This is a genomic window from Actinomadura opuntiae (genome assembly GCF_030283205.1).
Taxonomy (GTDB): Bacteria; Actinomycetota; Actinomycetes; order Streptosporangiales; family Streptosporangiaceae; genus Spirillospora.
This window is the reverse complement of sequence record NZ_JASNWF010000002.1, coordinates 388,619-414,810: the sequence shown is the minus strand read 5'-3', so window position 1 is coordinate 414,810 and position 26,192 is coordinate 388,619. Positions and strand designations below refer to the sequence as shown.

Genomic DNA, 26,192 nt, shown 5'->3' with positions numbered 1-26,192 from the left:
CGCACGCGCACCACCCCGCCCGCGCACCACCCGCCCGCGCACCACGAGCCGCGCACCGCGTGCGCCACGAGACGTCCCTAGGAGCAGGCATGGAACTCTGGCAGTTGCCCGTCACCGAGGTCGCCGCGCTGATCCGCGACCGGAAGGTCTCGGCGGTCGAGGCGGCCGAGTCCTGCCTGGGCCGGGTCGAGGCCGTGAACCCGGAGCTGAACGCGCTCGCCGACGTCCGCCCGGAGGAGACCCTGGCCGACGCGCACCGCGCGGACGCGGCGGCCGCCGCCGGCGCCGAGCTCGGCCCGCTGCACGGCGTCCCGACCACCACCAAGATCAACACCCCGCAGCGCGGCGCCCTGATGACGCACGGCGTCGCCGCCATGGCGGGGATGAGGGCCGCGCAGGACGACGCGTCCATCGCGGCGCTCCGCTCCGCGGGCGCGGTGTTCCTCGGCCGCAGCAACGTCCCCGCGTTCTCGGTGCGCTGGTTCTCCACGAACGAGCCGCACGGCCGGACCCTCAACCCGTGGAGCGCCGCGCACACCCCCGGCGGCTCCAGCGGCGGCGCCGCCAGCGCGCTCGCCGCCGGAATGGCGCCGCTGGCGCAGGGCAACGACATCGGCGGCTCGATCCGGTTCCCCGCCGGCTGCTGCGGCGTCGTCGGCGTCCGCCCGACGGTCGGGCTGATCTCCAACTGGACCGCTCCCGAGGACATGGGGCCCGAGCCGTCCCTCACCGTCCAGGCGTGGGCCGTGCAGGGGCCGATGGCCCGGACGGTCGCCGACGCGCGCCTGGGCCTGCACGCGATGGCGGGCGCCGACCTGCGCGACCCGTTCGGCGTGCCCGCGCTTCCGGCGGCGCCGGCGCGCGACGGGCGGCCGATCCGCGTCGGGGTCGTGCGGGACGTCGGCATCGTCAAGTCGCACCCCGCCGTCGACGCGGCCGTGGACGACGCCGCGCGGTGGCTCGCGGACGCGGGCTACGAGGTCGAGGAGATCGAGCTTCCGCTGCTGGCCGAGGCGGCGCGGCTGTGGTCGCTGCTGCTGTTCGAGGAGATGCGTCCGGGACTGCCCGCCATGCTGGACATGGCCGACGAGGGGCTGCGCGTCCACATGCGGTACGCCTACGAGTACGCCGCCGGGCTCTGGGGCGAGAAGCCCGACCTCGCGACGTACGTCCAGGGCTGGGCCCGCCGCGCGACGCTGATCACCCGGCTCCAGGAGCTGCTCGGCACCGGGATGATCCTGCTGACGCCCGTCTCGGCCGAGCCGCCCTTCGAGCAGGACGCCGACATCCTCGACCCCGAGCGCGGGCGGAACCTCGTCGCGGCGCAGTGGCCGATGACGTCGCTGCCCGTCCTCGGCTTCCCCGGCGTCTCGGTACCGGCGGCGCTGGCGGACGGCCTGCCGATCGGCGTCCAGCTCATCGGCGGCCGGTTCGCCGAGGACCTCGTCCTCGACGCCGCCCAGACCGTCGAGGACCGCGCCCCCGCCTTCACCGCGCCGCTGCTCGGCTGACCCGTCCGCCCGCCGCCCGCGCGGAGGCCCTGCGATGATCGGGCGATGAGCAGGAAGAGCACGGCCGGGCCGGACCTCGACGCCATCTCCTGGCAGATCATCGAGCAGCTGCAGGAGGACGGCCGGCGCTCCTACGGGGCGATCGCGAAGGCGGTCGGCCTGTCGGAGGCGGCCGTCCGGCAGCGGGTGCAGCGGATGACCGAGGCCGGCGTGATGCAGATCGTCGCGGTCACCGACCCGCTGGTGGTCGGCGGGCACCGGCAGGCGATGGTCGGGGTGAAGGTGGCGGGCGCCCTCGAACCCGTCGCGTCCGCGCTGTCGGACATGCCGGAGACGATCTACGTCGTGCTGTGCGCGGGCGGCTTCGACATCCTCTGCGAGATCGTCTGCGACGACGACGCGCACCTGGCGGAGGTGCTGGCGAGCCGCATCCGGTCGATCCCCGGGGTGCGGGGCACCGAGACGTTCGTCTACCTCCAGCTCCGCAAGGAGAGCTACCGATGGGGCACGCACTGACCACTGAATCAGTAGCTAGCCCACCTTGTTGCAACTGGATTAGTGAAATCGACCGCTTGAGCCGCTAAATTAGTGGCATGTCACCGCTCAACGCCGCTGATCCCGCACGCGCGCTCGTGCACGCCGAACCCGTCCCCTTCTGGCTGGACGACCCGGCGCGCCCGGCGGCCTCCCCCGCCCTCGCCGGCGAGGAGCGCTGCGACCTCGTGGTCGTCGGCGGCGGCTACTGCGGACTGTGGACGGCACTGCTCGCCAAGGAACGCGACCCCGGCCGCGACGTCGTCCTCGTCGAAGCGCGCGAGGTCGGCTGGGCGGCGTCCGGACGCAACGGCGGGTTCTGCTCGTCCAGCCTCACGCACGGCTTCGGCAACGGCCTCGCCCGCTGGCCCGGCGAGCTGGCCGAGCTGGAACGGCTCGGGACGCGGAACCTGGACGAGATCGAGGACGCGATCCGCCGGTACGGCATCGAGTGCGACTGGGAACGCACCGGCGAGCTGAACGTCGCCACCCGCCCCCACCAGGTGCGCGAGCTGCGCGAGGAGGCCGAGACCGCGCGCCGCCACGGCCTGTCCCCCGAGTTCCTCGACGCCGAGCAGGTCCGGGCCGAGGTCGCGTCGCCGACCTACCTCGCCGGGCTGCTCGACCGGGACGGCACCGCGCTGGTCAACCCGGCGCGGCTCGCCTGGGGACTGCGGGACGCGTGCGTCCGGCTCGGCGTCCGCATCTACGAACGCACCCCCGCCACGTCGTTGAAGACGCGCGGACCGTCGATGATCGTCACCACCGCCTACGGCCGCGTCGTGGCGCGCCGCGTCGCCCTCGCCACCAACGCGTTCCCGTCGCTCGTCCACCGGGTGCGCCCGTACGTCGTCCCGGTGTACGACTACGCGATGGTGACCGAGCCGCTCACGGACGCCCGGCTCGGCTCCATCGGCTGGCGGAACCGGTACGGCATGTCCGACAGCGGCAGCCAGTTCCACTACTACCGGCTGACCGCCGACAACCGGATCCTGTGGGGCGGCTACGACGCCGTCTACCACTACGGCTCGCGCCTCTCGGGCGACCTCGACCAGCGCCCGGCCACCTTCCGCCTGCTGGCCGCGAACTTCTTCCGCACGTTCCCGCAGCTCGAAGGCGTCCGGTTCACCCACACCTGGGGCGGCGTCATCGACACCTGCACCCGCTTCTCCGCCTTCTTCGGCACCGCCGCGCAGGGCCGGGCCGCCTACGCGCTCGGCTTCACCGGCCTCGGCGTCGGCGCCACCCGCTTCGCGGCCCAGGTCATGCTCGACCGGCTCGACGGCCTGGACACCCCGCGCACCCGGCTCACGATGGTGCGCACCAAGCCCGTCCCGTTCCCGCCCGAACCGCTGCGCTGGCTCGGCATCGAACTGACCCGCCGCTCCATGGCCGCCGCCGACCGCAACGGCGGCCGCCGCAACCTGTGGCTGCGAACCATGGACACCCTCGGCCTGGGCTTCGACAGCTAACCCTGGACGAACAAACCACTCGCAGCCACCCACGCCCACACCGTCCGGACCCGGCACGAGACCACCGCCGGTACCTCCAACCCCGAAACAACGCGGCACCCGCGTCCCGGACGGCAACCGCAGCGAGCTCGGCGCATTCCTGCTCCCGGAGCTCCGCACTAGAGGCGCTCACGGCCCGGCGGCAGCCCGATCGATCTGTTCGACAAGGAAAGCACCGACCCGGACGAGCGCCACCAGGACCACCGCCACCGGCGCCCACGACGAAAAGGCCTTCGCCAATTGCGCCACGCAACCGTTCCGAGCCCAACCGCAGTGCCCAAAGCCACAGCCGCGCACGCAGCGCGGCAAGCGGCCCGACGCAGAGCCCGGCGAACGGTCAGCACGGAGTTCGGCGAGCAGCCCGGCACGACGCATGACCAGCAGCCCGACGAGGAGCATGGCGAGCGGTCGGCGCGGAGCGTGAGAAGGGGTAGGTCGGGAGGACCGAAGGCGACCGGCGTGAAGCGTTGAGGAGAGTAGCGGCGGTGGGTGGTGTTCTGTCGCGGGGAGCGAGGTGGCCGGCGGAGAGGTCTTCGGGGCAGAGGCGGAGGGGTTGGCCGTGCGGTGGGGTGGCGCTGGCGTACGGGGCCGCCCCTCCAAAGTCAAGGGCGCCTTCGGCGTCGCTTCGCGATGGACTTCGTCCACCCTTGACTTTGGAGCCTCTGCGGCCCCTGAGGCAGCGCCAAGGGGCAGGCTCCGCCTGCCCCGCCCGGGTCGCGCCACCCCACCGCCCCCGAACCAGAGGACCAAGAGGCGAGTCGGCAGAGCACCCCTCCGTGCGGCGGGTACCAGTCTCACGCCGATGCTCCAGTGCGAGTTGGGGAGTACTCGCCTCACTCTCCACGATCAGGAGAGACCAAGGCACCTGAGGGGCACTCTGCTCCTACGGCCTGCGCCGTATGGGAGCGCATCAACGTGGCCCCGTGTCGGGTTGGGGCGTCCTCACAGCCGCCCGACCAGGTCTATGCCGACCATATCCGTGTCGGCACGGCCTACGGCTCCCGCCCCAACCGCGCTTACCTGTGTAGACGCTGGATCGGCTGCTCCATCGCAGTCAAGGCCGCCCAGGCACGTGACCGCGAGAAGCAGGGCAGCCGCGGTGAACGCCCGCCGGTGTAGTGCGCCGTCGGGTGCGGCATCAATGGGCTGATACGAGCCTGGGGGTGCAGCGGGGTGGGATGTGGTCGCCTCGCGCGCCGCGACGAGGGATCGGCGAGGGGCCGGGGTAAGAGGGCCCGGCTGGTCATAGTCGCTGTTGATGCAGCAGGGAAGGGTGGGGGTGATGTGGGCATGCCGGTTCGCCCGAGATCCCGGATGGATTCGGGCGAACCGGTGATGTGAGCGTGGGGTGGGTTATGCGGCCCAGGTGATGGCGGGATCGGGTGGGCCAAGTGTGTCTGGCGGGCCGTTCCCGAGTTTGGTTCTTGACCTGGCGTCGGGTGGCGGCAGGAGCCGATACACATACCGCCCGTCGGGATCTTTGCTGATGCCGATCTGGCGTGGGCTGGTGTGTTTGAAGCGGTTGTGCCATCCACAGGTGAGCGTGAGCTGATCGATGTCGGTCGGACTGTTTCCCAGGGCCCAGCCGTGGACGTGGTCGACTTCGCACAGCGTCCCGGGGATCTCGCACTCCCGCACCGCACACGTCGGGTAGAGGGTTTCCAGGACCCGGCGTTGGGCGGGGCTGGCGAACCGTTCCCGGTAGCCGAGGTAGAGGGGGGTGTGACCACGCCCGAGGATCAGGGGTGAGACTCCGGCCGCCAGGGCGATGCGGCGCACCTGTTCGGCCGGGATCGGGGTGCCGTCGGTGAGGCGACCTGGGGCGTTGCCGCCGGTGAGGGTTTCCAGGTCGCAGATGACGGTGACCTTGGTGGCCTTGTGTCCACCGGACAGCACGCTCGACAGCGCTGCGGCGGTGCGTTCGGCGACGTCGCGGTGGTCCTCGGGCCCGGCCGGCTTGGCCAGCGGAGCCAGGGTGCCGTCCCAGATCGCGGCGTCTTCGGCGTTCAGCCAGCCTTTGATGTAGCGGCCGCCGTCCAGCGAGCCGGTGCTGGTGATCCAGGACTTGGCGTAGCCGCGCTTGGCGTCCTCGGGTTCGTGCTCGGTGTCGTCGCGTTCGGCGATGACGTCGCGGATCCGATGGCCGAACACCGCGATCTTCCCCGGTGAGAAGCCCTGGCCGACCATTTCCAGCAGCTTGTTCTCTGCCTTGGCGCAGTCGGTGTCGTCCAGCCGCGCCACCGAGTCGGCGACCGTGGCGGCGTAGCCGTAGGACAGCTCTCCGGCCGCCAGTTGCTCGGTCACCTGCGGCAGGCGGTGCCGTTGCCGCGCCAGTGTGAGGCGTTCTTTGGCGCGGTTCTCGCGCATGCCCAGGCGGGATCGCAGCCACGCCCGGGTAGAGGGGTATCCCCACCTCTGCTGTTCTCCGGTGGCATCAACGCGGCCGATGAAACCGGCCAGGGCGCTTTCCTGTATATCGCAGGCGGCGGCCAGGTCTTCGGTGAGTTCCAGGCACGCGGCCGCCGATTCAGGGGCTTGTCGCTGGGCGAGTTCGGTGGCGATCGTTGAGAGTGCGTTCACCAATTCCATGGTGGACGCGCCCGCAAGGTCGACCGTCACTGACTGCATACCTAAAGTGTACCCCAAGTGACCGACAATTGCGCACTGAGAAGAGGGCTTCTTCTTTGCTGATCAGTGGAAAAATATTGCTCAGTGCGCCCCGGCTTCCTCTGCCTTTACCTGGTCGGCGAATTGTTCCTTTGGGGCGCTTTGTCGAGCACGCGTACGGATGGGGGCGGTGGGGTGGCGCGACCCGGGCGGGGCAGGCGGAGCCTGCCCCTTGGCGCTGCCTCAGGGGCCGCAGAGGCTCCAAAGTCAAGGGTGGACGAAGTCCATCGCGAAGCGACGCCGAAGGCGCCCTTGACTTTGGAGGGGCGGCCCCGTACGCCAGCGCCACCCCACCGCACGGCCAACCCAACACACCAATAGCGAACCCGCCCGGCCTCATACCGAACGCTCTTCTTCTCCGGCGACTAGGGAAAAGCAGAAGAGACCCATTGACACAAGGACAGTGAACATCCACGCCCACACAAAAACTATTCGTCGCCTTGGTCGGAAACGGTGGTCACCGACTTGATGTCGGGGAGTTCGCTCAGGACAGCGGTCAGGACAGCGGTCAGGTCGGGGACCGAGCCCGGGTCCTCCAGCGCCAGCGTCACCACCACGTTCCATGGACCGCGACGACCGTCCGGGAGGTGTTCGCGTTCGATGTTGGCTTCGAGGAAGGCGAAGCCGCGGTGGGTGCATTCCGCTAGGACGCGCCGCGGTCGTCGCCGTCGACCAGGCGGACGTGGGTGCTGTCGGGGGCGGGAGGGGGCGGGTGAGGGTGGTCAGGCCCGCGGATGGCGTCGTGGTGGACGAAGATCAGCCCGCCGTCGATGAAGCCGACGGCGGGACAGGTCGAATGCGACGGCGCCGGGGGCGCGTTGGAAGGCGTGCCTGCTGACTGCATGAACAGCGTCGGCGAAGGTGTGCGTGCTGGCCCCGTTCCAGGCCGATGCGTGCGGAGAGCGCCAGGGCCAGCGGGAGTTCGCCGAGTTGCGGGAGTCCCTGGCCTGCCACCGTGCCGGCCGCCCCCAGGGAAGCGCCAGGGGGCGGCCGCGAGGGTCAGTGGGCGGTGGGGAAGGCCATTTCGCCGGCGGTGGACGCCGTCTGCGGCTCCGGCCAGCGGGACGTGATCGCCTTGGCGCGGGTGTAGAAGCGGACGCCCTCGGGTCCGTGGACGTGGGTGTCGCCGAACAGGGACGCCTTCCAGCCGCCGAAGGAGTAGAACGCCATCGGCACCGGGATGGGAACGTTGACGCCGACCATGCCGACGTGGACGGCGCGCTGGTAGCGGCGGGCGGCCTCGCCGGACGAGGTGAAGATCGCGGTGCCGTTGCCGTGCGGGTTGGCGTTGACGAGGGCGATGGCGTCGTCGAGGGTGTCCGCGCGCAGGACGATCAGGACGGGCCCGAAGATCTCCTCCTGGTAGGCGGGCAGGTCGGTGGCGACGTGGTCGAGCAGGCAGGGGCCGACGAAGTGGCCGGGGCCGGGCAGGCCGCGGCCGTCGACGACGACCGTGGCGCCGGCGGCCTGCGCGGCGTCGACGTGGCCGGTGACGCGGGCGAGGGCGTCCGCGCTGATCACCGGGCCCATCTCGGTGCCGGGGTCGGTGCCGGGGCCGACCTTGATGGCGCGGGCGCGGTCGGCGAGCCTGGCGACGAGGGGGTCCGCGGCCTCGCCGACGGCGACCGCCACGGAGATCGCCATGCAGCGCTGGCCTGCGGAGCCGTAGGCGGCGGCGGTGATCTGGTCGGCGGCGAGGTCGAGGTCGGCGTCGGGCAGGACGACGGCGTGGTTCTTGGCGCCGCCGAGGGCCTGGACGCGCTTGCCTGCGGCGGTCGCGGTCTCGTGGACGTGCCGCGCGACGGGCGTGGAGCCGACGAACGACACCGCCGCGACGTCCGGGTGCCGGATCAGCGCGTCGGCGGTCTCGCGGTCGCCGTTCAGCACGTTGAACACGCCGTCCGGCAGGCCCGCCTCGGCGTACAGGTCGGCGATCAGGGCGGACGCCGACGGGACGCGTTCGCTCGGCTTCAACACGAACGTGTTCCCGCAGGCGATCGCGATCGGATGCATCCACAGCGGGACCATGACCGGGAAGTTGAACGGGACGATCCCCGCGCACACGCCGAGCGGCTGCCGGAACGAGTACGCGTCGACGCCGGACGACACCTGGTCGGAGTACTCGCCCTTGAGCGCCGACGGGATGCCGCACGCGAACTCGACGACCTCGCGGCCGCGGACGATCTCGCCGCGCGCGTCGTCCAGGACCTTGCCGTGCTCGGCGGTGACCAGCCGGGCCAGCTCGTCCTCGTGCCGTTCGAGCAGGTCGCGGAAGGCGAACATGATGCGGGCGCGGCGCGCCTGCGACACGTCCTGCCAGGTGTCGAAGGCGCGGGCGGCGGCGTTGACGGCCGCGTCGACCTCGGGTCCGCGGCCGAGGACGACCTCGGCGACCGGCATGCCGGCGGCCGGGTCGTGGACGGGCGCGGTGAGGCTCCCGCCGACCCGGACACCGCCGATCCGGTGCTGAATCAGGCTCATGGCTTCCTTTCAGAGGTGGCGGCGCTGGGCCTGCTTGGCCTCGGCGTAGCGGGCGCGGGCGTCGCGGGTCTCCGGGCGTCCGGAGACCTCGGCGACGGGGACGTCCCACCAGGCGTCGCTGCCGGGCGCGGGGGCGAGCGGGTCGGTCTCGACGTGGACGACGGTGGTGCGGGGCGAGGCGACCGCCTTGCGGAGCGCGGCGCGCAGCTCCTCGGCACCGGACGCGCGCAGCACGTCCGCGCCGAGGCTGGCGGCGTTGGCGGCGAGGTCGACGGGGATGGGGTCGCCGTCGAGGCCGGTGCCGGTGCGGACGCGGTGCCGGGTGCCGAACCGGGCGGCGCCGACCGACTCCGACAGGTTGCCGATCGAGGCGTAGCCGTGGTTCTGGACGAGGACGACGACGAGCTTGATCCCTTCGGCGACGGCCGTGGTCAGCTCCTGCGCCATCATCAGGTACGAGCCGTCGCCGACGAGGACGAACACCTCGCGGGACGGATCGGCCATCTTCACGCCGAGCCCGCCGGCGATCTCGTAGCCCATGCACGAGTAGCCGTACTCGACGTGGTAGCCCTTGCGGTCGCGGGTGCGCCAGAGGCGGTGCAGGTCGCCGGGCATCGACCCGGCGGCGCACACCACGACGTCCCGCGGCCCGGACTCCTCGTTGACGATGCCGATGACCTGCGACTGCGCGGGCACGGCGCCGTTGTCGAACCGGAACACGTCGTCGACGACGGCGTTCCAGCGCGCGGTCAGCGAGCGCGCGTTCTCGCGGTGGCCGGACGGGACCGTCCAGCCGGCGAGCGCCCCGTGCAGGGCCGCGAGCGCTTCGCGGGCGTCGGCGACGACGGTCGTCCCGCCGAGTTTGAACGCGTCGGACCGCGCGACGTTGATGTTGACGAACCGGACGCCAGGATTCTGGAAAAGGCTGTGGGACGCGGTGGTGAAGTCGCTGTAGCGGGTGCCGATCCCGACCACGACGTCGGCGTCACGGGCGAGCGCGTTGGCGGCGGTGGAGCCGGTGGCGCCGATCGCACCGACGGCGGACGGGTGGTCCCAGGGCAGCGAGCCCTTGCCGGCCTGCGTCTCCGCGACCGGGACGCCGGTGCTCTCGGCGAACGCGGCCAGTTCGTCGGTCGCGCCGGAGTAGATGACTCCCCCGCCCGCGACGATCAGCGGACGTTCCGCCGCCCGCAGCGCCGCGCACGCGTCCTCAAGGTCGCGCGCTTCCGGCAGCGGACGCGGGATCCGCCACACGCGGCGCGCGAACAGTTCCTCCGGCCAGTCGTACGCCTCGGCCTGCACGTCCTGCGGGAGCGACAGCGTGACCGCGCCCGTCTCCACCGGATCGGTGAGGACTCGCATCGCCGCCAGCAACGCGCTGGGAAGCTGCTCGGGACGGTTGATGCGATCCCAGTACTTCGACACGGGCTTGAAGCAGTCGTTGACCGAAATGTCCTGCGAGCGCGGGTCTTCGAGCTCTTGCAAGACGGGGTTGGCGACGCGCCCAGCGAAGATGTCACCCGGCAGCAGCAGAACCGGCAGCCGGTTGATGGTCGCCAGCGCCGCACCCGTGACCATGTTCGTCGCACCCGGTCCGATGGACGTCGTACACGCGAATGTCGACAACCGGTCGCTCATCCGCGCGAACCCCGACGCCGTGTGCACCATGGCCTGCTCGTTACGCGCCATGTAGTACGGCATCTCCTCGCCGTACTCCAGCAACGCCTGCCCAATGCCCGCGACGTTCCCGTGCCCGAAGATGCCGAAGCACCCCGGGAAGAAGCGCCGCTCCTCACCGTCCCGCTCCGACCACTGCGCCGCCAGGAAACGCACCAGCGCCTGCCCGACCGTCAACCTCATCGTCTTCTCCTTCACAGCGCCCCCTCACCGTTCACAGCGCCCCCTTCACCGTTCACAGGGCGTCCACCGCCGCGTCGACCGCGCCCGCGACGTCGCCGTCCTTCGGGTACAGCAGCGACCGGCCGACGACCAGCCCGCGCACGGTCGGCAGCCGCAGCGCCCGCCGCCACCCGTCCAGCGCGGCGCGCGGATCGTCGGCGACCTCGCCGCCGAGCAGCAGCGCGGGCAGCGACGAGGCCGCCATCACCCGCTCCATGTCCGGGACGACCGGGACCTTCAGCCAGGTCCGCGCCGACGTCGTGCCGAGCGCGGACGCGATCGAGATCGCGCGGATCATCGCCTCCGTCGTCAGCACGTTGCGGACGCGGCCGTCGACGCGGTGCGAGACGAACGGCTCGACCATCGCCATCAGCCCGCGCCCGGCGAGCGCGGACACCGCCCGCGCGCACCCCTCGAGGGTGTCGGCGGTGGCGGGGTCGGCGTCGTCGACGCGCAGCAGTACCTTGCCGCCGTCCAGCCGGGAGGCAGCGATCGCGTCCGCGTCGTAGGCGGTGAACCGGTCGTCGATCTCGAACGACGCGCCGGCCAGCCCGCCGCGGTTCATCGAGCCGATCACGACCTTGCCGTCCAGGGCGCCGAGGAGCAGCAGGTCCTCGACGACGTCGGGCGCGGCCAGCACGCCGTCCACGCCGGGGCGGTCCAGCGCGGTGCAGAGCCGGTCGAGCAGCTCGCCGCGGTCGGCCATGGCGAGCGGGTCGCCGCCGGCGCCCAGCGCGCCGCGCGCCGGATGGTCGGCGGCCACCAGCATCAGCCGCCCGGTCGCGCCGAGCAGCGCCGGACGCCGGACGCGGCGGGCCGCGGCCTCCGCGATGGCGCCCGGCCACTGCACCCGGGTCTCGGTCAGCGCCGCGATCCGGGAGCGCGTCGGTGCGGCGGTCATGCCGGGATCCCGGCGAGGAAGTCCAGGCACGCGCGCACGTCCGCGACCGGCCCGGCGCCGTCGTCCGGCTCGCGGTCGAGGATGGTGTCCTGTTCGAGGACGTACCAGCCGTCGTAGCCGGCGCCCTCCAGGGAGCCGACGATGCCGGCGATGTCGATGTCGCCGCCGCCGAGGGGCCGGTAGATGCCCTTGCGGACGGCGTCGGTGTAGGCGATCCGGCCGGCCTGGACGTCGCCGGCGAGCCCCGCGTCCACGTCCTTCAGATGGACGTGCGCGATCCGCTCCGGGACGCGCGCCGCCAGCTCGCCGGGGTCGACGCCGCCGATGAGCAGGTGCCCGGTGTCCAGGCAGAGCGGGACGCCGGAGCCGTCCAGCACCCGCTGGACTTCGTCGGACCGTTCCACCATCGTGCCCGCATGGGGATGCAGCACGGCCCGGACGCCCGCCCCGGCGGCGAGCGCGGCGATCCGGTCGAGGTTGGCCAGCAGCGCCGCCCACCCGGCCGCGCCGAGCGCGGGCCGCTCGTCGTACCCGTCGAGCCCGTGCACGGCGGCGAGCACCAGCGTCAACCCGTCACCCGGAACGCCGCCACCCCCCGAAGAGGCCGCGTCGGTCGAAGAGATCGCACCACCCGAAGGAACCGCGCCGCCCGAAGGAGCCGCGTCGGCATCCATGTTGGAACGTTCCACTCCGAAGGCGGCCAGCGTCCGGCGGATCTCGGGGAGCGGGTCGCGGTCCGGGTCGTGCAGGACGACCGGGGCGAAGCCGCCGAGCGGGCGCAGCCCGTGCGCGGCCAGCAGGTCCGCGCGCTCGGCCGCGCCCGCGGGCAGGAAGCCGTCCGGGCCGAACTCGGTGGCGGCCAGCCCGAGCGCGCCCATCTCCGCCAGCACCCGCGCGGGCGCCATCTGGTGCCCCCAGCCGGGGACCTCGCACACCCCCCAGGAGATCGGCGCTCCCGCGACGCGGTCTTCGATCATCGGCCCTCCATCCCGATCGGCACTCCATCCCCGGTGCGGCGCGCCGTCCGGCAGGGCGGCGCCGGCGCCGGCGCCGCGGCCGGCGTCGCCGAGTCTGCTGAAGCCGGCCGCGGCATGTCAAGAGTTTGTCCTGACATTATGAGGTAAGGAGGTACGGCCAAGCACGGAGTATCATCCGTTCCGGGAGCCCGCGAACGACCGGGACCGGAGGGAGCCGGGGTGTACCGACCGCACGTGACCGTGGACCGCAGCAGCCCCGTCCCGCTCTACTACCAGCTCGCGCGGCAGCTGGAGTCGGCGATCCAGTCCGGCGAGCTGGCGCCGGGCACCCGGCTGGAGAACGAGCTGGAGATCGCCGGGCGCTGCGGGCTCTCGCGGCCGACCGTCCGGCAGGCGATCCAGCACCTGGTCGACCGGGGCCTGCTGGTGCGCAAGCGGGGCGTCGGCACGCAGGTCGTGCTCTCGGAGATCCGCCGTCCCGTCGAGCTGACCAGCCTGCACGACGACCTTGCGGCGGCCGGGCAGGAGCCGCGCACCGAGGTGCTGGAGTTCGGCCCGGTGCCCGCCGACGACCGGGTGGCCAAGCAGCTGGGCGTGGCGGCCGGCGGCACGGTGCTGCGGATGCGCCGCATCCGGCACGCCGGCGGCGAGCCGCTCGCGCTGCTCACCAACTACCTGCCCGACGGCCTGCTCGCCGTCACCGCCGACGACCTCGCCCGGCACGGCCTGTACGAGCTGCTGCGCGCGAGCGGCGTCAACCTGCGGATCGCCAACCAGTCCATCGGGGCGCGGCGCGCGACGGCGGAGGAGGCGCGGCTGCTGGACGAGCGGCGCGGCGTCCCGATGCTCACCATGACCCGGACCGCCTACGACGACAAGGGCACCGCGATCGAGTACGGCCGCCACGTCTACCGGGCGAGCCGCTACTCCTACGCGCTGACGCTCGTCGAGCACTGACCGCCGCCGCCCGGGGCGCGCGGAAGTTCTTGATCCATTAGAGCGCTCTATTGAGTTGGAGCGCTCTAACCCCTACCGTGCAGGGCAGTCCCCCCACGAGCGCATCAGGAGGAGACCCGATGCCCTTCGCACCGTTCCGCCCCCGCAGGCCCCGCCTCGCCGCCGCCGCGGTGACCGCGGCGCTGGCCGCCGCCGCGCTGTCGGCCGCCCCGGCGTCCGCCGACGGCGACGAGCTCGCCCAGGTCAACGCCCGCCTGGAGACCCCGGCGGTCTTCGACGACGACGCCGGCGGCAACGCCAACGCCGACGACCCCGCGATCTGGAACCACCCGAGCGACCACGACGGCGACCTCGTCATCGCCACCCTCAAGCAGGCCGGCCTGGCGGTGTACGACGCGTCCGGGCACCAGATCCAGCGGATCGCCGCGCCCGCGCCGCCCCGCGACGGCGACGAGCCGGGCCGGTTCAACAACGTCGACCTGGTCTACGGCTTCCGGCTCGGCGACCGGAAGGTCGACCTCGCCGTCGTGTCCGACCGGGGACGCGACACCGTCCGCACCTACGCCATCGACCCGCGCGCCGCCCTCCGGCACGGCGCGCCGCTCACCGACGTCACCGACGCCGCCGCCCCGTTCGTGTTCTCCTCGTCCCTCGACCAGGTCAACGACCAGGCGACCGCGTACGGGATCGCGTCCTGGAAGGACGGCCACGGCACCACCTACGCCGCGCTGAGCCGCCGGCACACGCCGCGCGTCGGGATCGTCCGGCTGGAGGCGACGGGGGCCGGCAAGGTCACCTACCGGCACGTCCGGGACGTCGACCTGCCCGCCTCGTTCGCGCTGCCGGGCGGCGGCAGCTGGACGCCGTGCGAGGACCCGGGCGAGGGCCCGCAGGTCGAGGGCATGGTCGCCGACGAGGAGCACGGCGTGCTGTACGCCGCGCAGGAGGACGTCGGCATCTGGCGCATCCCGCTGGACGGCGGTGCGCCCCGGCTCGTCGACAAGGTGAAGAACTTCGGCGTCCCGGCCACCTACAACCCCGACACCGAGGAGTGCGAGGTCAGCGGCCCCGACCCGGGCGTGGGCGGCAAGCACATCACGGCCGACGCCGAGGGCCTCACCATCTACCGCAAGGACGACGGCGAGGGCTACCTGCTGGCCTCCAGCCAGGGCGACAACACCTTCGTCGTCTACGACCGCGAGGACAACGGCTACCTCGGCCACTTCCGCGTCGCTCCCGCCGGCGCGGTCGACGGCTCCGAGGAGTGCGACGGCGCGATGGTGACCAGCGCCCGCGTCGGCGGCTTCCGCAGCGGCCTGCTCGTCGTCCACGACGGCTTCAACGCGCCTGACGAGACGGGCCCGGACGGCGAGGTCCGCACCAACACCAACTTCAAGTTCGTCGACTGGAAGCTCGTCGCCGACCCCCTCGACCTGGACGTGACCCCGGGCGACTGGAACCCGCGCGACTGACCCGCTTCGTTGGGTCGCGGCGAGTCGTCGTTATGAGCCCCCTCATAACGACGACTCGCCGCAAGTGAACGTGAACGGCGGGGTGCTGGTTGGATCGGAGCAGCCCGACCGTCTGGAGAACCGCCGATGTCCCATCCGACCCTGGAAGACGTCGCCGCCCGTGCCGGGGTGTCCCGCGCGCTGGTGTCGCTGGTGATGCGCGGCTCGCCCAAGGTCGGCAAGGAGCGCCGCGAGGCCGTGCTGAAGGCGGCGGACGAGCTGGGCTACCGCCCCAACGCCATGGCGCGCGGCCTGGCCGCCGGACGCACCGGGATGGCCGGGGTGCTGGCCGCCGACCTGCACGATCCGCGGTTCGCGGCGGTGCACGACGGGCTGGCGGAGGAGGCCGCGCGGCGCGGCGTCCGGCTGCTGCTGGTGAGCGGCGGCGGGCGTCCGGCGCGCGAGCGGGCCGCGCTGGGCGAGCTGCTCGACCTGCGGCTGGACGGCCTGCTCCTCGCCGCCCCGAAGATCGCGGCGGCGGAGATCGAGCAGGCCGCGGCGGGGTGTCCGGTCGCAGTGGCGGGACGGTCGCTGCGCTCGGCCCGCGTCGACTGCGTGACCGGCGACGACGCGGCGGCGGTGAAGCTCGCCGTGGACCATCTCGCGGGGCTCGGGCACCGCCGCGTCACCTGCATGGACCTCGGTCGCTCACGCCTGGCGAAGGCGTTCGAGGCCGCCGTCGACGAGGCGGGCCTCACCTTCGTGCAGGACGTCCCGTGGCGGACGCCCGGAGCGCCGACGGCCGTGCTCGCGATCGGGGATGGGACCGGGACGGCCGCGCTCACCACGCTTTACCGCGCCGGGCTGGACGTGCCGGGTGACGTGTCGCTGGTCGTCCACGGCGACGCACCGGGCGCGGCGGAAGCGGGCGTGACCACGGTCGCGGCTCCGGCCACCGAACTCGGCCGGCTGACCATGAGCGCTCTGCTCGACCGGATCGGCGGCACCGGGACCAGTGACGGACGGCGCATCACCGTCCCTCCCGTCCTGACCGAACGCGCCACGACCAGGGCGTTCACACCATGACGCGCAGCCCCGGCACGGCGAGCGAGATCGGCCCGGCGTAGACCTTCCGGGCTTCGCGCAGGGCGGCGAGCGGGTCGGCCCACGGCCGCAGGTGCGTGAGGATCAGGTGCCCCGCGCCCGCCTCCCGCGCCAGCCCGGCCGCTTGGGCGGGCGTCAGATGCGACTCCGCGGCGCCGGGCGTGGACACCGACGCCGCAGCCTCGCACAGCAGCACGTCCGTACCCCGCGCGAGGTCGAGCAGCTCGCCGCATTCGCCGGAGTCGCCCGAATAGGTGAGGCTCGCGCCGTCCGCCGACACCCGCACCGCCACGCCCGGCACCGAATGGACGACCGGCGCCGTCATGACGGTGAGCGGCCCGAACGGGCGCGGCTCGGCGGGAGGGGTACGCCAGTCGAGCGCGTCCGCGTACGCGGGCGGCGCCGCCGGGTTCACCACGTGCGCGGACGTCCCGGCGGGCGCGGTGACGGGCAGCCGCTTCGACGCGCCGCGCCGGTCCCGCAGGTAGGCGAGCGGGATCAGGTCCGCGTAGTGGTCGCGGTGCGGATGGCTGATCACGACGGCGTCGATCGCGCACGGGTCGGCGTGGCGCTGCAGCGGCCCGAGCGCGCCGGTGCCGAGGTCGAGCAGCAGCCGGAACCCCGCGTGCTCCAGCAGGTAGCAGGAGCACGCGGCGTCCGGCCCCGGGACGGTGCCCGCGCAGCCGACGACGGTCAGGATCACGCCATGACCCGGGCGACCAGGTCGGCGACGGCGCCCGCCGCGCAGTCGGCGACCACGACGTCGGCGGCCGCGCGCACGCCCGGGTCCCCGTCGCCCACGGCCGCGCCGAGCCCGGCGGCCTGGATCATGTCCAGGTCGTTGGGGTTGTCGCCGATGGCCGCGATCCGGTCCATCGGCACGCCGCGCAGCGCTGCGAGCTCGCGCAGCGCGGTGCCCTTGGTCGCGCCCGCCGGCAGCACCTCCAGGTACGTCGCCTCGGAGCGGACGAGCGTGACGCCGGTCCCGGCGTCGGAGGCGAACCCGGCGAGGACCGTCCCGGCCGCGTCGACCAGGTCGGGGCGGTCGCAGATCAGCATCACCTTGATGATCTCGTCGAAGGGCAGCTCGCCCCACGACCCGGTCCGCGCCAGGCCGATGCGGTCGCGGCGCGCGTACTCGGCCAGCGCCGCGGATTCCGACCGGGTGTGCGCGCGGCCGCCGCTGAACGCGACCGGCCACACCCCGTCCGGCATCTCGTCGAACAGCAGCGTCAGCCGCGCCCACGCCGCCGCGCTCAGGCACCGCCGGTACAGCACCGCGCCCGTGCTCAGGTCCACGATGCGGGCGCCGTTGTAGAGGATCGCCGGGGTCGTGAGGCCGAGTTCGCGGTAGTACGGCAGCGCCGACTCCTCGCTGCGTCCCGTCGCGACGACCACGCTGCCGCCCGCGCCGGTGAAGCGGCGCAGCGCGGCCAGGTTCGCGTCCACGATCCGCAGGTCGCGGCCGACGAGCGTGCCGTCCAGGTCGGTGACGATCCACTCGGCCGTCCGGACGCCGGTGGCGCTCACCGGCCGCCCGCCGGGGCGAGCCCGGCGACCTCCGACAGCACCGACCCGGCCAGGTCGAACCCGCCGACGCACGCGACGTAGCCGGGCGCGTCCCAGTCGTCCCCGCCCGGCTCCCCGCCGAGCGGCAGGTAGGTGCCGCCCGCCTGCCTGACCAGCAGCAACCCGGCCGAGACGTCCCACGCGTTGACGGACGTGCCGTACGCCGCGTCCGACCAGCCCGCCGCGACGTGCGCCAGGCACAGCGCCGCGCTGCCCGGACGCCGCACCGTCGCGAACGACTCGACGAGCCTGGCGTAGTTGCGCAGCGCCGCGTCGCCCGACCGCTTCAGCTCCCGCGCGTTGGGGTAGCCGGTGACGATCACGCCGGTCCGGTCCTGCGTCGCGCCGGCCGAGCGGATCGGCTCGCCGTTGCAGGCCGCACCGTCGAGCGAGGCCGTGAACAGGTCGTCGCGGACCGGGTCGTACACCACGCCCGCCACCACCTCGCCGCCCGCGACGGCCGCGATCGACGTGCAGAAGAACGGCAGCCCGGCGGCGAAGTTCGCGGTCCCGTCGATCGGGTCGACGTACCAGCGGACGTCCCCCTCCCCGTCCTGGACGCCGCCCTCCTCGCCGACCACGGCGCTGCCGGGCGCGTGCTCGGCGAGCACCGCGCGGATCGTCTCCTCGGCGGCGCGGTCGTGCTCGGTCACCGGGTCGTGGAAGTCGCGCTTGACCGCGACCTCCGGACGCGACCGGAACGCTCCGCGCAGCCGGTCGCCGGTCGCGCGCGCCGCGATCTCGGCGATCCGCGCCAGCTCCCGCGACTCGGGCGCACCGATGCCCTTGCTGTTCATTCGTCTCCTTCGACGGCGTTGGTGAGCAGGTCCAGCAGCCCGTGCCCGTCGTCCACGACGGCGTCGGGCCGGTAGCGGACCTCGTACGGGACGTCGTAGGTGCCCTTGGCGACCATCAGCACGTTGCCGCCGACACCGGCGCGGTGCCCGCACACCACGTCCCGGTCGAAGTTGTCGCCGACGTACCAGGCGTCCTCGGGCTCGACGCCGAGCGCGCGGGTGGCGATCCAGATCATCTCCGGGTTGGGCTTCCGGACGCCGGCCTCGTCGCTGTAGACCTCGATCGCCAGCTTCCCGGCCAGGCCCGTCGCCTCGGTGTAGTCGCGGTGCACCGCCCCCGACAGCGCGTTGCTGACGATCCCGCAGGGGATGCCGAGCGCGGCGGCGCCGTCCAGCAGCTCGGGGATGCCGGGACGCGTGCGCCGGTCCTGCCGCAGCTCCCCCATCCGCTTGCACAGCGGGGTGGCGTGCGCGACGACGAGCTGCCGCGCGGGCGCGGGCCAGTCCGCGGCGACGTAGTCGCCCCAGAACCCGGTGTGCGTCATCTCCGGCGGCGCGTAGGGACGCGACATCGCGTCCTTCCAGCACTTGTCGGCGGCGGCGCCCGCCTTGATGTCGGTCTCGACGGCGGCGGCGTCGAGGCCGTGGCAGCCGGCGCGGGACAGCAGCGCGTGCACCTCCTTGGCGAGCGCCGCCGACCAGCCGGGCCTGCGGGACGTCTCGACCAGCACGCCGCCGAAGTCCAGCAGCAGCGCCCGCGGCCTGCGCATCGCCCGATCGGACAGGCGGTCCGTCCCGCTCACGAGGCGGCCCCGCGAACCGGCGCGGCGGCCTCGTCCCACGCCGCCATCCGGACGCCGTCCTCGCCGAACAGGTGCAGGTGCTCGGGACGCGCCCAGCAGCGCAGCGCGTCGCCCGGCCCCGCGCCCGGGTCCTCGTGCGTGATCGCGAACAGCCGGGTGTCGTGGGCGCGCAGCCCGACCGTCCAGCTCGGGCCGGTCGGCAGGACGGTCTCGACGACGGCGTCCTCCGACCAGGCGGCGTCCGGGACGGCCTCGCCCGGCGAGGCCAGCCGCAGCGCCTCGGGACGGACGCCGAAGCATCCGACCGCGCCGAAGTCGCCGCGCTTCTCGGTGAACCGCTGCAGCGACGAGGCGAGCCCCGCCTGCTCGCCCGGCACCATGTTCATCGGCGGGCTGCCGACGAACTCGGCGACGAACCGGTTCGCGGGCCGCTCGTACATCTCCATCGGCGACGCGACCTGCTGGAGCTCCCCGTCGCACATGACCGCGATGTGGGTGGCCATCGTCATGGCCTCCATCTGGTCGTGGGTGACGAACACGACGGTCGCGCCGGTCTCGTCGTGGATGCGCTTCAGCTCGGTGCGCATCTCCAGCCGCAGCCGCGCGTCCAGGTTCGACAGCGGCTCGTCCAGCAGCAGGACGTCGGGGTCGACGGCGAGCATGCGGGCGAGCGCGACGCGCTGCTGCTGCCCGCCGGACAGCTGCGACGGGTAGCGGTCCATGCAGTCGGCCACCCGGACCTTCTCCAGCGCCTCCTTCGCGCGGGCCTTGCGCTTCTCCGCCGGGACCTTGCGCATCCGCAGCCCGAACTCGGTGTTGCCGCGCACGGTCAGGTGCGGCCAGAGCGCGTAGTTCTGGAACACCAGCCCCATGTCGCGCTTCTCCGGCGGCACGTAGACGCCCCGCTCCACCGAGTCGAGCACCCGGTCCCCCACGGTGATCTCACCGCGCGTCGGCTGCTCCAGCCCGGCGATCATCCGCAGCGTCGTCGTCTTCCCGCAGCCGGACGGCCCGAGCAGGCAGGTGAACGACCCGTCGGGGATGGTGAGGTCGAGGTCCTTCACCGCCGCGTGCCCGCTGACGTAGTTCTTGACCACTCCGCTGAGCGTGATGGTCGGCATTGATCAACCTCCGATGCCCGAGCCCAGGCTGCTCCTGGTGAGCCGCTGGGCCAGGTAGGTCATGGTGAACGAGACCAGCGCGATGACGAGCACGACGCCGTTGGCGAGCTGGGTGTAGCCGTAGTCGACCAGCCCGATCGACAGCGTGGTCAGCAGCTGGGTGCCCGAGGTGGTCAGCATGATCACGATGCTGAGCTCCTTGAGGCCGGAGATGAACGGCAGCACCACGCCGGTGACGAGGGCGCCGCGCTGGATCGGGACGATGATCCGCAGCATCCGGGTCGGCCACCGCGCGCCGCTGATCTGCGCCGCCTCCTCCGGCTCCCGGCCGAGCTGCATCATCGCCGCGATCCCCGACCGGGACGAGTACGGCAGATGCGTGATCACCAGCACGAGGACGAGCAGCGTGATCGTCCCGTACAGCGCCGGGACGGGGCCGCGCCGCACCGCGAACAGCGACAGGCATGCCGCCGCGAACGCGATGCCGGGCACGAGGTACGGCAGGAACGACACCTGCCGCAGGAACGTGGAGACCCGGCTGCCGTCCGAGCGCACCACCACGTACCCGATCAGCAGGCCGAGCAGCCCGCAGACCAGGGACGCCAGGCCGACGATGCGCAGGCTGTTCCAGGCGGCCTCCCACAGCTCGGTGCCGCGCAGCACCCCGTGCGGGAACCCGACCGCGCCCGGGATGTCGCTGCCGAACCAGTACTTGAGCGTGAAGTTGCCGGCGCTGAACACGCCGGGCGTCTTGGTGATCGTGGAGAGCAGCAGCGTCAGCACCGGCACGACGACGCTCGCCGCGAACACCGCCATCCCGATCGCGAACGCCGGCCAGCGCCAGCCGCGCAGGTCGCCGCGCCGGTCCATCGCGCCCTTGCCGCCGACCGTGACGAACCGGCGCTGCTCGCGGACGAGCCGGGTGTCGATGAGCACCACCATCACGCCGACCAGCACGATCACCCCGGCGAGCGTCGAGGCGACGCCGGTGCTGCGGTCGCGGATCGCGTGGTAGAGGCTGGTCGACAAGACGTTGTAGTCGCTGGGCAGCCCGAGGATGTACGGGGTTCCGAACGTGCCGAGGACGCGCCCGAGCACCAGCAGCACCGCCGACGACAGCGCCGGCATCATCAGCGGCAGCGTGATGCGGCGCATGACCGTCTTACCGCCGGCGCCGAGGATCCGCGCCGAGTCCTCCAGCTGCGAGTCGATGCGGCGCAGCGCGTTGCCGAACAGCAGCAGCACGAACGGGTAGTAGTGCAGGCCCAGCGTCACGATGATCGGCAGCGGCCCGTACGCGAGCCAGTCGGGGGTGTGGATACCGGCGCCCTGCAGGTACCCGACCTGCCCGCCGGACCCGCCGTTCTTGAACAGCGTCAGCCACGCCAGCGCGAACGTCCACGACGGCAGCATGTACGGCACGACGAGCGCGGCGGCCAGGAACTTGCGGCCCGGCACGTTCGTGCGGGTCACCAGCCACGCCATGGAGCCGCCGACGACCAGCGCGAACACGATGACGCCGACCGCGACGAACAGCGTGTGCCACAGCGGCTCCCAGAACAGCAGCTTGCTCACGGGCGAGCGGAACACCCGCCACAGGTAGTAGCTCGTCCACGAGCCCGGGGCCTGGCCCGAGCGGGCCGCGTCCCCGTACTGGACGCGGCCCGCGTCCGAGATCACCGACACCAGCGGCGCGATGACCAGATACAGCAGGACGAGGCTCATCAGGATGCCGAGCATCACGGTGGGATCGCGCAGCAGCACGCGGGCCCGGTACAGCACGCGCCGGCCACGTGACGCCGGCCGTGCGGGGGCGGCGACCGCCATGGAGGTTCCTCCGGGGTGAGGGGACCCGGCGGGCCGCCGCTCGCGGCCCGCCGGACGAGGGGGGGGAATCAGTGGTGGTTGAGGCGCCAGAAGTCCTTGATGTCCTGGCGGGCCCGGAAGTCGGCGATCAGCCGGCTCGCCGAGAACTGGTAGAGCTGCGTGTTCCAGTCGCCCAGCCCGGGCGGGTTGTTCTTGCTGACGCCGACCGCGTCGTTACCGGACACCCCGCCGGCGTGGGCCTCCAGGTCGAAGCCCTCCTTCTCCATCGCGAAGTGCACGAAGAGCTTGGCGGCGTTCGGGTGCTTGGAGCCGGTGGCGATCGTCGCGAACTTGGGGTAGGAGAAGCCGACCCACGGGTTCAGGCCCTCGCAGACCTTCATCTGGTAGCCCTTGTCCTCCACGTCGCGGAACTTGGCGATGGAGAGCAGGCCGATGCGCTGCTGGGTCTGGTTGGGCGCGGCGACCCCGGCGGCGACGTCCTCGTCCTCGGTGGTCAGCACCGGCCCGTTCTGCGCGAACCGCTTCACCCACTCGTGCGCCGGGTCGTCCTCGGACAGCTTGAGCTTGCCCTTGCCGAGCTGCTCGTAGGCGGCGGTCAGCTTGTCGCCGCCCTGCTGGGACATCTGCGTGAACCACTGGGTGAAGACCTCCTTGCCCAGCGGGTCCTGGAGCATCACCTTGCCCTTCCATCTGGCGTCGGTGAGGTCCCAGATGTTCTTCACCGGGCAGCCCTGCGGGCTCAGCTTCGGGTTGTAGGCGAACACGTAAGCCTTGGAGATCATCATCAGCGGGTTGCGGTTGGCCTCGCTGATGTGCGGCGCGAGGTCCGGCGGGATCCACGTCTTGACGATCTGCTGCGGGAGGAGCTGCCCGACGAGCATCGGACCGTCCTCGAACAGGCTGACGTCGATCGTGACGTTCTTGGCCTGCGCCTCCCGGGTCATCTTCTCGGCGGTGTCGGCGGCCTTGGACTTCATGCCCTCGGCCTTGATGCCGTACTTCTCGGTGAACGCCTCCGCCATGTCCTTGACGTCGCCGCTGCCGTCGTAGGCGAGCACGCTGCCCTCCTTCTTGGCGGCGGCGACGAGGTCGTCCAGCTTGAACGACGCCGCGTCCTCCACGGTCGCCGACGGCAGCGGCGTCCCCTCCTCACCCGCCTGCCCGCTGGTGGACGGCGCGCAGGCGCTGAGCAGCGCGGCGGCCACGGCGGCGGCCGCCGCGGCACCGGCCCGGGCACGGCGCCCGGTGGGAATGGTGCGGATCATGTGAGTTCTCTCCTCGGTGTGCATCCGCGGGCCCCCGACCTGCGGCTCATGCGGTGACAGCGGGGTCAGTGCCGTTCGGGGGGGACGACCCCCCACGCCCCCCGATCGACTGCGTCGACATCAGTGACTTCTCTTGAGCATCGCGTCGGACAGGGCGTCGGCCGCCTCGCCGAGGCGCCGGCCGACCGCGTCCAGCCGGGCGAGCAGCTCCCGCCCGCGCAGGACGTCGATGCCGAGCGGGCCGGCGAACAGGCGGGCCAGCTCGGCCTGCCGGGTCTCCCGGACCCGGTTGCGGGCCTTGCGCGCGCCCAGCGCCGCGAGGGTGACGGCGGCGGGCTCGGCGAGGACCTTCCGGACGGCGCCGTCGAGGGCGGTCAGCCCGTCGAGCACCGCGTCCAGCGGAGCGAGGGTGAAGTCGAGTTCCGGCGGGCCGAACAGGTCGGCCTCCCGGACGAAGTCGCGCAGGTTGTCGAGGATGTCGTCGACGGACCGGGAGAGCCGGAACAGGTCCTCGCGGTCGATGGGGGTGGCCAGCACGTCGCGGAGCATCGCGGCGAGCGCGGCGCGCTCGGCGTCGCCGGCGTGCTCGATCCCGGCCATCCGGGCGCGGGCGTCGGCCGGGACGACGCGTCCGGCGGCCATCTCCCGGGCCAGCTCGGCGCCGTCGCGGACGGCCCCGATCTGCCGGCCGACCTGGTCGATCACCCGGTTCCCGGACCGGCCGCGCAGGTCGTCCCAGACGAGCCGGAGGCGGCGCGCGGGCCGCACCGCGGCGCTCACAGCGCCCTCGCCGCAAGGCCGCCGGCCGCGCCGGCGGCGAACGCCAGCGGCAGCGTGAACACCCAGGCCGCGCCGATCCCGAGGACGTTCTGCCAGCGCACCCGGGACGCGCCCTCGCTGGCGGCGACGCCGACCACGCCGGCGGTCACCGACTGGGTCATGCTGACCGGCGCGCCGGCGAGCGAGCTGGCCGTCACCGACGCCGCTGCCGCCGCCTCCGTGGACACCACGTGCAGCGGGCGGGCGAGGACCAGGCCGCGTCCGAGCCGCTCGCCGACGCGGTGCACCGCGCTGAGCGCGCCCGCGCAGAACACCACCGCGATCAGCAGCAGCATGAGCGGCGCCGGGTCGACGGGCCCGACGGCGCCGAGCCGCCGCGTCGTCACGACCTGCCGGGCGACGCTGACGACGGCGAGCATCTTCTGCCCGTCGTTGGCGGCGTAGGCGGCGCACTGGGCGCCGTAGGCGAGGACGTGGGCGGTGCGCACGGCGGCCGGCATCCCGGCGAACGAGGGGACGCGCCGCGAGGCGAGCCCGAGCCCGTAGCCGACGGCCGTCCCGACGAGCGGGGCCGCCGCGCCGATGAGCAGGACGGTGCCGAGGGCCCGCCACGACACGTGCAGGCCCATGCCGAGGCAGGCGCCGCCGATGCCGCCGAGGATCGCCAGCGTCAGGCTGGTCGGCAGCCCCTTGCGGGACAGCAGCCCGACCACGGCGAGCGCCACGGTGATGCCGAGCAGGAACGCGACCGCCCCGGCCGGGTCGCCGAGGTCGGCGAGCCGCTCGGTGAAGGTGCGCGCGACGGCCGTCCCGACGAGCTGCGGGACCAGGACGAGCGGCACCAGCACGAGCAGCGCCATGACCGGCGCGGACGAGCGGGGGTAGCGGCCGCTCAGCCCGAGCAGCGCGGCGCCGTCGTTGACCCCGGTGACCCAGACGAAGGCGAGCGCGACGGCGGCGAACGCGACGGCCCAGATCATCGCAGCTCCGCGGGCCGGACGCGGCGTTCCTCGTGCAGCGACAGCGTGGCGGCCTCGGCGATGAGCAGCGCCTCCAGGGCCTCGTCCACGGTGCACGGGCTGTCCGCGTGCCCGCGCGCCACGTCTAGGAACGTTCCAATCTCGGCCGCGTAGGCGGGCTCGAACCGGTCCCAGAAGTTGCCCCACGCGTCCCCGGACGGCCAGTCGACGCCCGGCTCGGCCGACCGCAGCGCGGCCCGCTCGTCCAGCCCGACCACCCACGTGCCGGCGGTGCCGGACAGCTCCATCCGTACGTCGTAGCCCGCGCCGTTGTAGCGCGAGCCCTGCATCGTCGCGACGGTGCCGTCGTCCATCACCATGACGGCCGCGCTGGTGTCGACGTCGTGCGCCGCCGCGAAGTAGCCGTCGCCCCGGTTGGCGCCGACCGCCGTGACCGACTCGACCTCGCGGCCGGTGACCCAGCGCAGGATGTCGAAGTCGTGGATGTGGCAGTCCCGGAAGATCCCGCCGGACGAGCGGACGTACTCGGCGGGCGGCGGCACCGGGTCGGCGGTGACCAGGTGCACCCGGTGCAGGTCGCCGAGCCGGCCCTCCAGCACCGCCCGGCGGGCGGCGGCGTACCCGGCGTCGAAGCGGCGCTGGAAGCCGATGTGCACCGGCACCCCGGTCTTGGCGACGCGGTCGCGGACCTCCAGCGTCGTGCGCAGGTCGGGCGCGACGGGCTTCTCGCAGAAGGCCGGCACGCCCGCCTCGCAGGCCCGGGCGAGCAGGTCGGCGTGGGTCGAGGTCGGCGTCGCGATGAGCACCGCGTCCAGGCCGGCGGCGAGCACCGCGTCCGGACCGGCGGCGCGGGCGCCGAGCGGGCCGGCGAGGGCCTCGGCCCGGCGCGCGTCGGCGTCCCCGACGACCAGCTCCGCCACCAGCGGATGGCCGCTCAGGAACCGGGCGTGCCAGGCCCCGATCCGTCCCGCGCCCAACAGTCCGACCCGCATGGTGAGCCTCCAATGGCCTGGTCGAGGGGACGACGGATTCACTCGGCGTTCAGCGGTCGTTCACC

The 26,192-nt window shown here is 73.1% G+C and carries 24 protein-coding genes; 6 read left to right on the top strand and 18 right to left on the bottom strand.

Annotation, left to right across the window (positions count from 1 at the left end; genetic code table 11):
• Positions 1–89: 89 nt before the first annotated feature.
• The 3 genes from QP089_RS05400 to QP089_RS05390 all read left to right on the top strand — a co-directional run bounded on the left by QP089_RS05400 (position 90) and on the right by QP089_RS05390 (position 3,517).
• Complete coding sequence (locus QP089_RS05400) at positions 90–1,511, top strand: amidase (protein ID WP_285910181.1); 1,422 nt, start codon at positions 90–92, stop codon at positions 1,509–1,511.
• A 45-nt stretch (positions 1,512–1,556) separates the two neighbouring features.
• The gene (locus QP089_RS05395) at positions 1,557–2,027 is read left to right on the top strand and encodes an Lrp/AsnC family transcriptional regulator (RefSeq protein ID WP_285910180.1); all 471 of its coding nucleotides are present in this window, start codon (positions 1,557–1,559) and stop codon (positions 2,025–2,027) included.
• 77 nt (positions 2,028–2,104) lie between these two features.
• Positions 2,105–3,517 carry an NAD(P)/FAD-dependent oxidoreductase gene (locus QP089_RS05390; RefSeq protein WP_285910179.1) on the top strand — a complete coding sequence of 471 codons (1,413 nt, stop codon included), beginning with the start codon at positions 2,105–2,107 and terminating at the stop codon, positions 3,515–3,517.
• Positions 3,518–3,685: 168 nt separating this feature from the next.
• Here the strand turns inward: QP089_RS05390 and QP089_RS05385 are convergent, their stop codons facing one another.
• The 8 genes from QP089_RS05385 to QP089_RS05350 form a co-directional block, all read right to left on the bottom strand.
• On the bottom strand, positions 3,686–3,955 hold the full coding sequence (locus QP089_RS05385; protein WP_285910178.1) for a hypothetical protein: 270 nt from the start codon (positions 3,953–3,955) through the stop codon (positions 3,686–3,688).
• Positions 3,956–4,909: 954 nt separating this feature from the next.
• Positions 4,910–6,184 carry an HNH endonuclease signature motif containing protein gene (locus QP089_RS05380; RefSeq protein ID WP_285910177.1) on the bottom strand — a complete coding sequence of 425 codons (1,275 nt, stop codon included), beginning with the start codon at positions 6,182–6,184 and terminating at the stop codon, positions 4,910–4,912.
• A gap of 467 nt (positions 6,185–6,651) precedes the next feature.
• A complete protein-coding gene (locus QP089_RS05375; protein ID WP_285910176.1) occupies positions 6,652–6,774 on the bottom strand; it encodes a hypothetical protein in 123 nt (40 codons plus the stop codon).
• A gap of 92 nt (positions 6,775–6,866) precedes the next feature.
• Complete coding sequence (locus QP089_RS05370) at positions 6,867–7,067, bottom strand: hypothetical protein (RefSeq protein WP_285910175.1); 201 nt, start codon at positions 7,065–7,067, stop codon at positions 6,867–6,869.
• A 155-nt stretch (positions 7,068–7,222) separates the two neighbouring features.
• Positions 7,223–8,704, bottom strand: coding sequence for a CoA-acylating methylmalonate-semialdehyde dehydrogenase (locus tag QP089_RS05365; RefSeq protein WP_285910174.1), 1,482 nt, complete (start codon positions 8,702–8,704; stop codon positions 7,223–7,225).
• Between the two features lie 9 nt (positions 8,705–8,713).
• Positions 8,714–10,564, bottom strand: coding sequence for a 3D-(3,5/4)-trihydroxycyclohexane-1,2-dione acylhydrolase (decyclizing) (gene iolD, locus QP089_RS05360; protein WP_285910173.1), 1,851 nt, complete (start codon positions 10,562–10,564; stop codon positions 8,714–8,716).
• A gap of 52 nt (positions 10,565–10,616) precedes the next feature.
• Positions 10,617–11,504: a Cgl0159 family (beta/alpha)8-fold protein gene (locus tag QP089_RS05355; RefSeq protein WP_285910172.1), complete on the bottom strand. Its 888-nt coding sequence runs from the start codon at positions 11,502–11,504 to the stop codon at positions 10,617–10,619.
• Positions 11,501–12,481 (bottom strand): TIM barrel protein, encoded by a 981-nt coding sequence (locus QP089_RS05350; protein ID WP_285910171.1) that lies wholly within the window; start codon positions 12,479–12,481, stop codon positions 11,501–11,503. The genes QP089_RS05355 and QP089_RS05350 overlap by 4 nt, the downstream gene beginning before the upstream one ends.
• 234 nt (positions 12,482–12,715) lie before the next feature.
• On the opposite strand from QP089_RS05350, the gene QP089_RS05345 reads away from it, so the two are divergent.
• The 3 genes from QP089_RS05345 to QP089_RS05335 all read left to right on the top strand — a co-directional run bounded on the left by QP089_RS05345 (position 12,716) and on the right by QP089_RS05335 (position 15,975).
• Positions 12,716–13,438, top strand: a complete 723-nt coding sequence (locus QP089_RS05345; RefSeq protein ID WP_285910170.1) for a GntR family transcriptional regulator — start codon at positions 12,716–12,718, stop codon at positions 13,436–13,438.
• 119 nt (positions 13,439–13,557) lie between these two features.
• Complete coding sequence (locus tag QP089_RS05340) at positions 13,558–14,910, top strand: phytase (RefSeq protein WP_285910169.1); 1,353 nt, start codon at positions 13,558–13,560, stop codon at positions 14,908–14,910.
• 126 nt (positions 14,911–15,036) lie between these two features.
• The gene (locus QP089_RS05335) at positions 15,037–15,975 is read left to right on the top strand and encodes a LacI family DNA-binding transcriptional regulator (protein WP_285910168.1); all 939 of its coding nucleotides are present in this window, start codon (positions 15,037–15,039) and stop codon (positions 15,973–15,975) included.
• Here the strand turns inward: QP089_RS05335 and QP089_RS05330 are convergent.
• The 10 genes from QP089_RS05330 to QP089_RS05285 all read right to left on the bottom strand — a co-directional run bounded on the left by QP089_RS05330 (position 15,965) and on the right by QP089_RS05285 (position 26,127).
• Positions 15,965–16,696, bottom strand: a complete 732-nt coding sequence (locus tag QP089_RS05330; protein ID WP_285910167.1) for an MBL fold metallo-hydrolase — start codon at positions 16,694–16,696, stop codon at positions 15,965–15,967. The two genes, QP089_RS05335 and QP089_RS05330, sit on opposite strands and share 11 nt — an antisense overlap.
• Positions 16,693–17,523: a Cof-type HAD-IIB family hydrolase gene (locus QP089_RS05325; protein ID WP_285910166.1), complete on the bottom strand. Its 831-nt coding sequence runs from the start codon at positions 17,521–17,523 to the stop codon at positions 16,693–16,695. Before QP089_RS05325 ends, QP089_RS05330 begins: the two co-directional genes overlap by 4 nt.
• A complete protein-coding gene (locus QP089_RS05320) occupies positions 17,520–18,359 on the bottom strand; it encodes an inositol monophosphatase family protein (RefSeq protein ID WP_285910165.1) in 840 nt (279 codons plus the stop codon). Before QP089_RS05320 ends, QP089_RS05325 begins: the two co-directional genes overlap by 4 nt.
• Complete coding sequence (locus tag QP089_RS05315; protein ID WP_285910164.1) at positions 18,356–19,129, bottom strand: HAD family hydrolase; 774 nt, start codon at positions 19,127–19,129, stop codon at positions 18,356–18,358. Before QP089_RS05315 ends, QP089_RS05320 begins: the two co-directional genes overlap by 4 nt.
• Before the next feature lie 29 nt (positions 19,130–19,158).
• Complete coding sequence (locus QP089_RS05310) at positions 19,159–20,283, bottom strand: ABC transporter ATP-binding protein (RefSeq protein ID WP_285910163.1); 1,125 nt, start codon at positions 20,281–20,283, stop codon at positions 19,159–19,161.
• A 3-nt stretch (positions 20,284–20,286) separates the two neighbouring features.
• A complete protein-coding gene (locus QP089_RS05305) occupies positions 20,287–22,110 on the bottom strand; it encodes an ABC transporter permease (protein ID WP_285910162.1) in 1,824 nt (607 codons plus the stop codon).
• A 68-nt stretch (positions 22,111–22,178) separates the two neighbouring features.
• On the bottom strand, positions 22,179–23,375 hold the full coding sequence (locus tag QP089_RS05300; RefSeq protein ID WP_285910161.1) for an ABC transporter substrate-binding protein: 1,197 nt from the start codon (positions 23,373–23,375) through the stop codon (positions 22,179–22,181).
• Positions 23,376–23,495: 120 nt separating this feature from the next.
• On the bottom strand, positions 23,496–24,155 hold the full coding sequence (locus tag QP089_RS05295; RefSeq protein WP_285910160.1) for a DUF47 domain-containing protein: 660 nt from the start codon (positions 24,153–24,155) through the stop codon (positions 23,496–23,498).
• Complete coding sequence (locus QP089_RS05290) at positions 24,152–25,135, bottom strand: inorganic phosphate transporter (protein WP_285910159.1); 984 nt, start codon at positions 25,133–25,135, stop codon at positions 24,152–24,154. The genes QP089_RS05295 and QP089_RS05290 overlap by 4 nt, the downstream gene beginning before the upstream one ends.
• Positions 25,132–26,127, bottom strand: coding sequence for a Gfo/Idh/MocA family protein (locus QP089_RS05285; protein WP_285910158.1), 996 nt, complete (start codon positions 26,125–26,127; stop codon positions 25,132–25,134). The genes QP089_RS05290 and QP089_RS05285 overlap by 4 nt, the downstream gene beginning before the upstream one ends.
• Positions 26,128–26,192 lie beyond the last annotated feature (65 nt).

Bases quoted from the DNA above. Each gene is read 5' to 3' on its own strand.
- QP089_RS05400 (WP_285910181.1), top strand. From the start codon at position 90: ATGGAACTCTGGCAGTTGCCCGTCACCGAGGTCGCCGCGCTGATCCGC.
- QP089_RS05395 (WP_285910180.1), top strand. From the start codon at position 1,557: ATGAGCAGGAAGAGCACGGCCGGGCCGGACCTCGACGCCATCTCCTGG.
- QP089_RS05390 (WP_285910179.1), top strand. From the start codon at position 2,105: ATGTCACCGCTCAACGCCGCTGATCCCGCACGCGCGCTCGTGCACGCC.
- QP089_RS05385 (WP_285910178.1), bottom strand. From the start codon at position 3,955: ATGCTCCTCGTCGGGCTGCTGGTCATGCGTCGTGCCGGGCTGCTCGCC.
- QP089_RS05380 (WP_285910177.1), bottom strand. From the start codon at position 6,184: ATGCAGTCAGTGACGGTCGACCTTGCGGGCGCGTCCACCATGGAATTG.
- QP089_RS05370 (WP_285910175.1), bottom strand. From the start codon at position 7,067: ATGCAGTCAGCAGGCACGCCTTCCAACGCGCCCCCGGCGCCGTCGCAT.
- QP089_RS05365 (WP_285910174.1), bottom strand. From the start codon at position 8,704: ATGAGCCTGATTCAGCACCGGATCGGCGGTGTCCGGGTCGGCGGGAGC.
- iolD (WP_285910173.1), bottom strand. From the start codon at position 10,564: ATGAGGTTGACGGTCGGGCAGGCGCTGGTGCGTTTCCTGGCGGCGCAG.
- QP089_RS05355 (WP_285910172.1), bottom strand. From the start codon at position 11,504: ATGACCGCCGCACCGACGCGCTCCCGGATCGCGGCGCTGACCGAGACC.
- QP089_RS05350 (WP_285910171.1), bottom strand. From the start codon at position 12,481: ATGATCGAAGACCGCGTCGCGGGAGCGCCGATCTCCTGGGGGGTGTGC.
- QP089_RS05340 (WP_285910169.1), top strand. From the start codon at position 13,558: ATGCCCTTCGCACCGTTCCGCCCCCGCAGGCCCCGCCTCGCCGCCGCC.
- QP089_RS05335 (WP_285910168.1), top strand. From the start codon at position 15,037: ATGTCCCATCCGACCCTGGAAGACGTCGCCGCCCGTGCCGGGGTGTCC.
- QP089_RS05320 (WP_285910165.1), bottom strand. From the start codon at position 18,359: ATGAACAGCAAGGGCATCGGTGCGCCCGAGTCGCGGGAGCTGGCGCGG.
- QP089_RS05315 (WP_285910164.1), bottom strand. From the start codon at position 19,129: ATGCGCAGGCCGCGGGCGCTGCTGCTGGACTTCGGCGGCGTGCTGGTC.
- QP089_RS05310 (WP_285910163.1), bottom strand. From the start codon at position 20,283: ATGCCGACCATCACGCTCAGCGGAGTGGTCAAGAACTACGTCAGCGGG.
- QP089_RS05305 (WP_285910162.1), bottom strand. From the start codon at position 22,110: ATGGCGGTCGCCGCCCCCGCACGGCCGGCGTCACGTGGCCGGCGCGTG.
- QP089_RS05300 (WP_285910161.1), bottom strand. From the start codon at position 23,375: ATGATCCGCACCATTCCCACCGGGCGCCGTGCCCGGGCCGGTGCCGCG.
- QP089_RS05290 (WP_285910159.1), bottom strand. From the start codon at position 25,135: ATGATCTGGGCCGTCGCGTTCGCCGCCGTCGCGCTCGCCTTCGTCTGG.
- QP089_RS05285 (WP_285910158.1), bottom strand. From the start codon at position 26,127: ATGCGGGTCGGACTGTTGGGCGCGGGACGGATCGGGGCCTGGCACGCC.